The sequence below is a fragment of the Paenarthrobacter sp. NEAU-H11 genome, from assembly GCF_050573415.1.
Lineage (GTDB): Bacteria > Actinomycetota > Actinomycetes > Actinomycetales > Micrococcaceae > Arthrobacter.
Window position 1 is genome coordinate 245,591 of sequence record NZ_JBNZGA010000006.1, and the last position, 8,671, is coordinate 254,261.

The 8,671-nt window shown below is 61.1% G+C and carries 8 protein-coding genes and 2 pseudogenes; 4 read left to right on the forward strand and 6 right to left on the reverse strand.

Annotated elements, in window-relative coordinates; translation table 11 throughout:
• Nucleotides 1–136: 136 nt before the first annotated feature.
• The 5 genes and pseudogenes from ACQ3DC_RS10340 to ACQ3DC_RS10360 all read right to left on the reverse strand — a co-directional run.
• Nucleotides 137–484, reverse strand: a pseudogene (locus ACQ3DC_RS10340) (thiamine pyrophosphate-dependent enzyme); the annotation flags it as partial.
• Between the two features lie 149 nt (nt 485–633).
• On the reverse strand, nt 634–1,164 hold the full coding sequence (locus tag ACQ3DC_RS10345) for a hypothetical protein (RefSeq protein WP_430752169.1): 531 nt from the start codon (nt 1,162–1,164) through the stop codon (nt 634–636).
• A 460-nt stretch (nt 1,165–1,624) separates the two neighbouring features.
• Complete coding sequence (locus ACQ3DC_RS10350) at nt 1,625–1,756, reverse strand: hypothetical protein (RefSeq protein WP_430752170.1); 132 nt, start codon at nt 1,754–1,756, stop codon at nt 1,625–1,627.
• A gap of 149 nt (nt 1,757–1,905) precedes the next feature.
• Nucleotides 1,906–2,754 (reverse strand): Shedu anti-phage system protein SduA domain-containing protein, encoded by an 849-nt coding sequence (locus ACQ3DC_RS10355; protein ID WP_430752171.1) that lies wholly within the window; start codon nt 2,752–2,754, stop codon nt 1,906–1,908.
• Nucleotides 2,755–3,054: 300 nt separating this feature from the next.
• A pseudogene (locus ACQ3DC_RS10360) lies at nt 3,055–3,225 on the reverse strand (Lrp/AsnC family transcriptional regulator); the annotation flags it as partial.
• A gap of 80 nt (nt 3,226–3,305) precedes the next feature.
• On the opposite strand from ACQ3DC_RS10360, the gene ACQ3DC_RS10365 reads away from it, so the two are divergent.
• Together ACQ3DC_RS10365 and ACQ3DC_RS10370 are read left to right on the forward strand one after the other, a co-directional pair.
• Nucleotides 3,306–4,043 carry an aminotransferase class I/II-fold pyridoxal phosphate-dependent enzyme gene (locus tag ACQ3DC_RS10365; protein WP_430752178.1) on the forward strand — a complete coding sequence of 246 codons (738 nt, stop codon included), beginning with the start codon at nt 3,306–3,308 and terminating at the stop codon, nt 4,041–4,043.
• A gap of 504 nt (nt 4,044–4,547) precedes the next feature.
• Nucleotides 4,548–5,594, forward strand: coding sequence for a CBS domain-containing protein (locus ACQ3DC_RS10370; RefSeq protein WP_430752172.1), 1,047 nt, complete (start codon nt 4,548–4,550; stop codon nt 5,592–5,594).
• Between the two features lie 97 nt (nt 5,595–5,691).
• Here the strand turns inward: ACQ3DC_RS10370 and ACQ3DC_RS10375 are convergent, their stop codons facing one another.
• Nucleotides 5,692–6,228, reverse strand: a complete 537-nt coding sequence (locus tag ACQ3DC_RS10375; protein WP_430752173.1) for a hypothetical protein — start codon at nt 6,226–6,228, stop codon at nt 5,692–5,694.
• A 374-nt stretch (nt 6,229–6,602) separates the two neighbouring features.
• Here ACQ3DC_RS10375 and istA point away from each other — a divergent pair, with 374 nt between their 5' ends.
• Nucleotides 6,603–7,820 carry an IS21 family transposase gene (gene istA / locus ACQ3DC_RS10380; RefSeq protein WP_430751448.1) on the forward strand — a complete coding sequence of 406 codons (1,218 nt, stop codon included), beginning with the start codon at nt 6,603–6,605 and terminating at the stop codon, nt 7,818–7,820.
• Complete coding sequence (gene istB, locus ACQ3DC_RS10385; RefSeq protein WP_430751449.1) at nt 7,820–8,608, forward strand: IS21-like element helper ATPase IstB; 789 nt, start codon at nt 7,820–7,822, stop codon at nt 8,606–8,608. The genes istA and istB overlap by 1 nt, the downstream gene beginning before the upstream one ends.
• Nucleotides 8,609–8,671: the final 63 nt, after the last annotated feature.

Below are 8,671 nucleotides of genomic sequence, written 5' to 3' on the forward strand. Positions count from 1 at the left end.
CAACGCAGCCCGTTATTGAGGCGGGCCGACGGGATTGCCGGGAGAACGGACGCGGTGATCAGCCGCGCTGTTCGCCGTTCCCCCTCCGCGCCGATCTTCGCTTTGTCGCCGAAGCGTCCTACGGACAAGCCCCGACCGCGTCGATCCAGTGCTGCAGCGCGGAGAGGTCGTCCAGGGAGCGGATGATCGCAGAGTCAGCACCGAGGGCCCGGGCAACACCGCTGAAGTCCACCTCGGGGATCAGCATCGGCTTTTCGGTGAGGCCCTGGGAGCCGTACTGGTGGATCTCGGCCCCGTAGGCTGCGTCGTTGTAGATCACCACGACGGCGCTGCGGGCGGCGCCGATCAGTGATTCGAAGTCGGACAGGCCCATCAGGAAGCCGCCGTCGCCGGAGGCCAGCACCCGGGTGCGGTCGTCTTCCACTGCCCGGGCTGCCCCGACGGCGCTGGCCAGCCCCAGCTCGATTGACTGGTAGGCGGTCCCCGCAGCAGAAAAGCATAGGAGTGACAAAAAGACCAAAGGTTTCGCATCGCCGAAAGACTCTTCGTGCGACCTTTCAGCGTCGAGGGTCAATAATCAAGACCTTGACGAAGGTGCGGATGCCCGATAATCGGAAGACAGTCTTCCGTCAATCAACTGTCTTGTTCTTTATCGGCGGGCTCGGTTTGGTTTTCGCCCTTTTTATCTTCGTCCTCTGGGCTTTTGGCAGCCTGCTCCCTTGATCCGAACCGTTCCATGAGCGCCCTGCCATAAGACTCCATCATGTCCCCGTGCTGCTTCATAAAGTCTTCTCTAGTTAGAGGCGTGTACTTCGGGACATCGACTTCTGGAAGCCCCGCGTTCGTCCGAAGCACGTTCATAAACTCGTAGTGAGCCACGGTATATTCGCTTAGGTATTTGGCGGCTGCTCTAGGATTCACGTCGGGTATGTTGAGGACCAAAGTAGCCAGCATGAGCTTCTTGCCTGCCTCAATGGCCCTTGCATCCCCGGAGACCTGAAAGCGAGACCACGCGGATTCAAGCCTAATTATCGCGTTGAAAGTGGCAGTGATCAGCTTATCGACTCGAAGTGCACGGCTTTCGGTTTGCTGCAGCTTAACCATATTTTCTACATGCCGAGCCGCCTCGATGAACACGACAGCGGCTTGACGCGAGTCGCTCATAATGCGTTCTTTTTCCTCACGCCTTGCTTTCCGCTGGTCGCTTGCGCTTGTGGAAAGAAATGCAACTAGGGCACCGATGATAACAAAAAGCGGGCGAGAAGAGGGACACCCCACCAAGGCGCCCCGGCATCCGGCATATTCACTATGACCGGCGGTGGAGTGGAAAGCATGCATATGCCTCGTCTCTGGCCTTGTTTTTATACATCTGCGGCATTGTCTTTATACCCACATCTGGCAGCGATAGTTGTGACCGGCGCGTGTCGGGAGCAAGCATCATTGTGCGATGACGCTCGTGTTTCTTGCTCGGACAGGCTGAGGAGTGGCCGCCGTAGCTGGCGGCATAGCTTCCAGAATGGAGATGGCCGTGCTGGTCTGCTCGATGCCGTCAATCTCCCGGATAAGGTTGGGTGTGCGGCAACGTCGGTGTAACGCGGGCTACCACATGGCCATGAGGTCTGCGCTACCGGTGGTCGGTACGTACTTCGGTGACGTCCGGGATCGCGGCGAGCCCGATCTCCGCCATTCCGGTCCTCGTCTGGCTGATGGACAGCGAGAGGAATTCCATCAGTTCGTAGCCCAGCGCGGCAGGCACCGGCTGTAGCTGATTGAGCGGTGCGCGCCGCTGCGCTCCAGCCGTGCCAGCCGGGCGTGGACGGTGTTGCGGGCGACGCAGAGTGTCAAAGCGTGCGCGGCGGACATCGACTGACTATGTAAGTTGTTTTGCCGCGCTGGACGCGAGGCTCAGAAGTCAAAGGGCCGGTGCGTCTTGCCGGCTACGAGTCTTGAGCCCTCGTCGTGTTCCTTCTTCCACTCTTTACGAATTTCTGCAGCGCGAGTGGTGTCGATGGCTGGGTTGGCAGTGAGTGCTGCTTCGATGCTGCCTAGGTAGTAGGCTCCCGTTGGATCGCCGAGGTAATCAAAGTCTTCGTGCATCCAGCTCACCTCAAACTCGCCGTTGGCGTGTACAGAAGTCGTCAGGAGGCCTACCTGCTCTTTTTGCCACCTAAGCGAATCGAAGGTGCGAAGATGCTCATTCTCTCGCGCCATGCTGAAGCGCTTGGCATGACGCTCATCTGTGGTGAGCTTATGGCTTTCAGTAAAGTCACTTTCCCGACCATATATAAGCACGAACTGCGGCGTTAGTTCGCGGTTCCCAAAGCGCCCTCTCAGGTAGACCTCCCGGAAGATTTCTTCGTTCTTCGGCTTGCTAAACCAAGCCTTCCACCTGAGCAATTGGTCAAGCGCTTGGGTGAGTTCTGCTGTTTGCTGTCCGTCCTTCGTAAACCATCTTTTGGTAGGGCGCTCTATTTCTATGCAAACAGGTGTGACATTAACCGTAGAACGTGTGATCCACATAAAGTCCGGGATCAGCTTTGCATCCATACCTTCTAGCGGCGGTTGCCGAAAAATCGTGCTGTAGAGCGGGCCATGATTCCCGCCTGGACCAATGTCGCCCCAAGCACCCGGCAACAGTGCCACATGCCTCTCGAGAAACTCCTGCGCCTCCGTTTCTTTTTCGGAAAGCTTTACCAGCTCCCAGGCGGCGCGGATAGTAGCAAGTTTCGATTTGGCGGCAGTGGTTGAGTTCATAAATATGAACGGTACTCTGTCACCGAGCAAAAGACGGAATGGTGGCCTGCGGTGCATGGTGAATGCGGTTACGGTTTGTAAAAAGGCCCTTTGAAAAAGACAACAGTGAAGGTGCTGCGTGGCCTGGCACAGGCCACGCGGGGTCCATGTTTCACAGCCGGTTGCCGCGGGTGGTGCACCCAAGGTCCGATACGACCGACAGCCGCGCCTATCGGGAGTGGCGCGCCACCCGTGATTGGTCCCGCGCCTGGTCCACCCCAGTTGAGGAAGCTATGAAGATGTGAACTGCCGACTGTGGGCTCAGTCCGCCCTGCGGGACTCCTGCTCCGACAGCCGGCTGATCAGGCCGTCGTATCGGGGCGGCATGAGTTCCATGACCGAGATGGCGGTGCTGGTCCGCTGGATCCCGTCGACCTCCAGGATCTCGTTGGTGATGCGGTAGAGGTCTGCGGTGCCGCGGGCCACCACCTTGGGCCATGGCGTCGGGGTCGTGGCCCTCGGCGTCGTCCAGCGGGACGCGGACCGGCCGGGCGCCTGCCAACTCCACCAGGATGGCCCTCGATTCGCTCGACGGCAGGATCATCCTTGCCCTGGACAAGGACCCCGAAGCCAGCGCCCTGGCACTTTCCCGGACACTCGGCGTCGCCCGCAACACTGTCCACGCCCGGCTCGCGCGGCTGGAGCGCAGCGGCGCGCTCCGCTCCTTCAGCCGCAGGCTGGACCCCGCCGCGCTCGGCTACGAACTGACGGCCTTCCTCTCGCTGTCCATCAGCCAAACCCGGACCGGATCAGTGGAGGACGGACTCGCCGCGATCCCGGAGGTCATCGAGGTGCACACCACCACTGGCGACGCGGACCTCATGGGCGCCGCCGTCACCGACCGCACCACGGTGATCCTGCTCTGCACGCCCAACAACCCCACCGGCGTCCCGATCAGCCACGACCGCCTCGAAGCCTTCCTGCAGTCCGTCCGCTCCGACGTCCTGGTGGTGATCGACGAGGCCTACGTGGAATACGCCGGCGCCGGCAGCGGCCCCGGTTCCCTGGCGCTCTACCGCCGGTACCCGAACGTCTGCATCCTGCGCACCTTCTCCAAGGCCTATGGGCTCGCCGGCCTGCGCGTCGGGTACGCAATTACGACGGCGGCAATCGCCGAAGGTCTGCGCCGCACCGCCCTGCCGTTTGCCGTGAGCACGCTGGCGCCGAAGGCGGCCATCGCCTCGCTGGATGCGGGGGAGGAGATGGCAGCACGGGTGGGCCGAACAGGTAAAGGAGCAGAGGAGTTTTGAGTACACTGTCCGGGTTTCCCTGCACGGCGCGCGTTCGAGAACAGCGTGTGTGTGGCCGGGGTGTGCCAGGCGCCGCCGGTATCAGTAGGACGGAGCGTACTGGTGGATCCGATGGGGCTGTTGAGGCGGACCTTGGCTTGGAGCCCAGGGGAGGAGATTTCGCCGGAGACGCTGGAGCGGGTGCGGGAGTCGTTCCCGATGTTCCGGCAAAGAACTTTCTACGTCAGTACGGCACAGGGCGCGAGCCTGTTCACCGCAGGCCCGGCATCCAGGCCGCGGTCAGGCGGAGGTCTTCTGCTACCTCGTGGCGGGCACGCGCTCATCTTGGTGATGTGGTACCTCGGCGTTTCTTAAGCTGTGGCGATTTCAGTCGCTTGCCGATCTCGCTAAACGATAAGACTCGGTCTGTTCTAGACTCTGTTTGACCCTCAATAGCTCCGCATCAACGTGGACAGTTTGCCATATCACCACGTTGCGTCGATTGCAGTTCACAAGGATGCCCACATGACCGCTAGTTCGAAGACTGCTGAACCGCAGGACTTTACCGAGGAGATGTTTGACGCACCAGAGTGCGGAGGGCTGCGCGACTTCCTTCTGCTCGTAAAAAGAGGCCAGCCCTGGCGGATCCCCACCGAACGCCTGCTCCGGCTGAATGGCAACAGTCGGCGCGGGAAAATCGTAAATCAGGAAATCGAGGAGGAGCTAAAGAAGCACGGGCTGGTATGCAAGCCCTCGGTTGAAAATGCTGACTATTACGGGCAAGTTATCATCTCCGATCCTCGAGACGAGCTGCCGGAGCCGGAGACCGTGGCGTCTTTGCCTATTTCTGCTTTTCGCGGTGAGCTGGTGCATCTAGTCTCCTGCGGACCAGAGATGTCCGCACGGAAGATTCAGACTTTGATGGTGAGCGATGATCTATCGCAGATACCCGTGTTGTCCGGTGATAAGAAAAACCTATTAGGCGTTGTCACCTGGCGAAGTATCGCTCATTACCGAGGAGATATGACAAATGCGAAGGCGACGGACGTCATGGGGCCCCGCAGCCATGTCGCATCGTCTTCCGATGACTTCTTGGATTTAGTCGAGACAATCATTGGGCAGGAATATGTCCTGTACCGCACGCCGGACGGGCGCGTCGATGGAATCCTAACAGCAAGCGACCTCGCACAGGCGTTCAACGGCACTGCGGGCATCTATATTCAACTCCAAGAGTTGGAGAGTCGCTTACGAATACTTCTGGATAAGTCGCCCATCCCGAAGCTCCAGCAACACCTTGATCCTAAGCGTCGCAACATGAAAAAGTTTCGCGGTGCCTCGGACATGACCTTCGGAGAATATCTCTCTGCGCTTGCCGACGAGGAGATTTGGGCCGCGACAGGGATTGGCTTCGACCAAGAGACTTGCCTCAAGAACTTCGACGAAGTGCGTAACGTTCGCAATGGGGTCATGCACTTCAGCTCAGGACCTGACGATCAGACGACATCCGAGCGGTCGAATAAGACCATAGTTACCCGCTCGCTGCGTATACTCAGAGCGACTCCATTGACCTGATAGGCAAATAGGACCTCCGACCATGAAGTGGGGCGACTGGTGACCGGGGGAGGTTTTCCTTCATGGGAAAATCCAATGTGACGACGTGTTGGGCGGTTTAGTAGGTTGCCATCAACTGGGCCTTGCGGCAACTGTTGGAGCGATACGTATTCTGATGTCGGGATCTCGGCCAGCAAGATTCGGTATCGCTGACGGGTCGCCACACTCCGGCTTCGAGGGCAACAGGAGCGATCCCGCTAATGATGACGGGACCCGGTGGTAGAAGGTCTAGGTGTGTAATCGCTCCTCGCCCCCAGTCTTGGATCGACCGCTTTAGCGGCTCCCGACTGACGCGCCGAACAAGGTAGTGGGTCCACTTCACCGAGCGCACGTGGCGGAACGAGGCACGGTCCGATTCGAATCGGGCGTCGGAGGTGACCTCGCCGCGACCGACGATCTCACGTCGTCCGCGCTTAGCATAGACGATGTCGCCTATGGCGATCTCGTTATGGAACTCCCATAGGGCCAGGACGTCGTTCCTCATTGAGCCACCGCTGCCCTCGACGTCGAGGGCCTGACGGATCGCCTCCCGGCTCGGGTACGAACCGAGGTCGTCTAGCTCATCCCAGCCGACCGCCATGATGTCGTTGGTCAAGAACTCCTCCCACTTCGAGGCCTGTGGACCATGACGGCCACGAGGTTCCGTCAACGTGGCGGTATCCGTGCCAGCAGGGCCCGGGTTGCTGGCGGACGAGTCCCAAAGCTCCTCCACGCCGGCGTCCACAAGTGGAATGGTCCCTCGACCGAGCGGGCCAGAGAGCAGCGAATAGCCAGCAGGTCACGGTCAATCGACGTCGGGTCGTTTCCCGTCGCTCCTCCCATTCGATCGGCAAGTCCATCGCGAATCTTCTGCTTCATTGCCGCCGAAGCGATTGGTTCGAACTTGTCGGGACGGGTGTCGGTGATGGTCGAAAAGTGAGCCATTGTGACGGTTGAAAACTGAGCCACCCGTTCCAAACGATTGGGTGGGTGATCACAGTGGAGGATTGGGCGCTTATTCGGCGGTTGCATCTGGCCGAGGGTGAATCGATGAGGTCGATAGCGGCGCGGTTGGGGGTCTCCAGGAACACGGTCGCGAAGGCAGTCAGCTCGGAGGGTCCGCCAGCGTACGTTCGGGCGCCGCAGGACTCTGGTATCAAGGCTGTGGAACCGGCTATTCGTGCGTTGCTGCTGGAGAACCCGCGGATGCCGGCGACTGTGTTGGCTGAGCGGGTGGGCTGGTCTGGGTCGCCGGCGTGGTTCCGGGAGAACGTTGCCAGGATCCGGCCCGAGTATGCCCCGGCTGATCCTGCGGACCGGATCTCTTACGATCCCGGGGATCAGGCGCAGTGCGATCTGTGGTTTCCCGAGGTGCGGATACCCGTCGGCGCGGGCAAAGCCAGGGTGTTGCCTGTGCTGGTGATGGTGTCCTCGCATTCTCGGTTCATCATGGCCCGGATGATCCCGTCCCGGATGACCGGGGACCTGCTGGCCGGAATGTGGGAACTGCTCGGATCCCTGGGCGCGGTTCCGCGGCGGCTGATCTGGGACAACGAAACCGGCATCGGCCGGCGGAACAGCTACGCCGCCGGAGTCGCGGCGTTCGCCGGGGTCCTCGCGACCAGGATCGTGCAGGTTAAACCCTACGACCCGGAGAGCAAGGGCGTGGTGGAGCGGGCCAACCAGTTCCTGGAGACTTCCTTCCTGCCGGGCCGGGTTTTCACCTCTCCGGAGGACTTCAACACCCAGCTCGGGCAGTGGCTGCCGAAGGCCAACGCCCGGCTGGTCAGACGGACCGGCGCCCGCCCGTCGGACCTGCTCGCTGCGGACAAAGCGGCCATGCTGGCGCTGCCGCCGGTTCCACCGGTCATCGGTTTCACTTCAAGGGTTCGGCTGCCGAGGGACTACTACGTCCGGATGGGATCCAACGACTACTCCGTTCACCCGCAGGCCATCGGCCGGTTCGTCGACATCACCGCCGGCCTCGAATCCGTCACGATCAGCCTGGATGGCCGATGCGTCGGCACCCACGCCCGGTCCTGGGGCGCCGGCCTGACCATCACCGACCCGGACCATGTTGAGGCGGCACGGGCGCTGCGGAAGGCTTTCCAAACCCCGCAACCTGTGGGCGAGACCACCGCGCTGCGGGACCTTGCGGATTATGACCGGGCGTTCGGTGTTGTCCTGGACGACGGTCAGGTCGCCTGATGCCGGACGCTAAGGAAACCATCGGCCAGATCGAGTACTACTCCCGGGCGATGAAAGCACCCCGGATCCGGGAAGTAGCACCCCGCCTCGCGGACCAGGCCCGTGAAGGAGGCTGGACCCACGAGGAATACCTCGCCGCTGTCCTGTCCCGGGAAGTCGCCGCCAGGGAAGCCTCCGGCGCCGAGATCAGAGCCCGGGCCGCCGGGTTCCCGGCCCGGAAATCACTCGAGGACTTCAACTTCGATCACCAGCCCGGCCTCAAACGCGACACCATCGCGCACCTGGCCACCGGCGCGTTCCTCACCGAAGCGTCCAACATCGTCCTGCTCGGACCGCCAGGAACCGGCAAAACACACCTCGCCACCGGCCTGGGGCTGCGGGCCACCCAGCTCGGTCACCGGGTCCTGTTCGCCACCGCCATCGACTGGGTCGCCCGGCTCCAGGCAGCCCACCAGAACGGCAGGCTGCCTCAGGAACTGGTCAGGCTGCGCCGCTACGGACTGATCATCGTGGACGAAGTCGGCTACATCCCCTTCGAACAGGATGCCGCGAATCTGTTCTTCCAGCTCGTCTCATCACGCTACGAGCACGCCTCACTGATCCTGACCTCGAACCTGCCCTTCGCCCGCTGGGGAGACGTCTTTGGCGACCAAGTCGTCGCTTCGGCCATGATCGACCGCATCGTCCACCACGCCGAAGTCATCACCCTCAAAGGCTCCAGCTACCGCCTCAAACACACTCAGGTCAATTCGCTGCCCTCGACAAGACCGGAAAATACGGCAGAATAACCAGCGTCAAAGTGGCTCACTTTTCAGCCCGCGAAACGGCTCACTTTTCGACCATCGCTGACA

Excerpts from the sequence above, each read along its gene's own strand:
- ACQ3DC_RS10345 (WP_430752169.1), bottom strand. The coding sequence starts at position 1,164 with ATGAGCGACTCGCGTCAAGCCGCTGTCGTGTTCATCGAGGCGGCTCGG.
- ACQ3DC_RS10355 (WP_430752171.1), bottom strand. The coding sequence starts at position 2,754 with ATGAACTCAACCACTGCCGCCAAATCGAAACTTGCTACTATCCGCGCC.
- ACQ3DC_RS10365 (WP_430752178.1), top strand. The coding sequence starts at position 3,306 with ATGGCCCTCGATTCGCTCGACGGCAGGATCATCCTTGCCCTGGACAAG.
- ACQ3DC_RS10370 (WP_430752172.1), top strand. The coding sequence starts at position 4,548 with ATGACCGCTAGTTCGAAGACTGCTGAACCGCAGGACTTTACCGAGGAG.
- istB (WP_430751449.1), top strand. The coding sequence starts at position 7,820 with ATGCCGGACGCTAAGGAAACCATCGGCCAGATCGAGTACTACTCCCGG.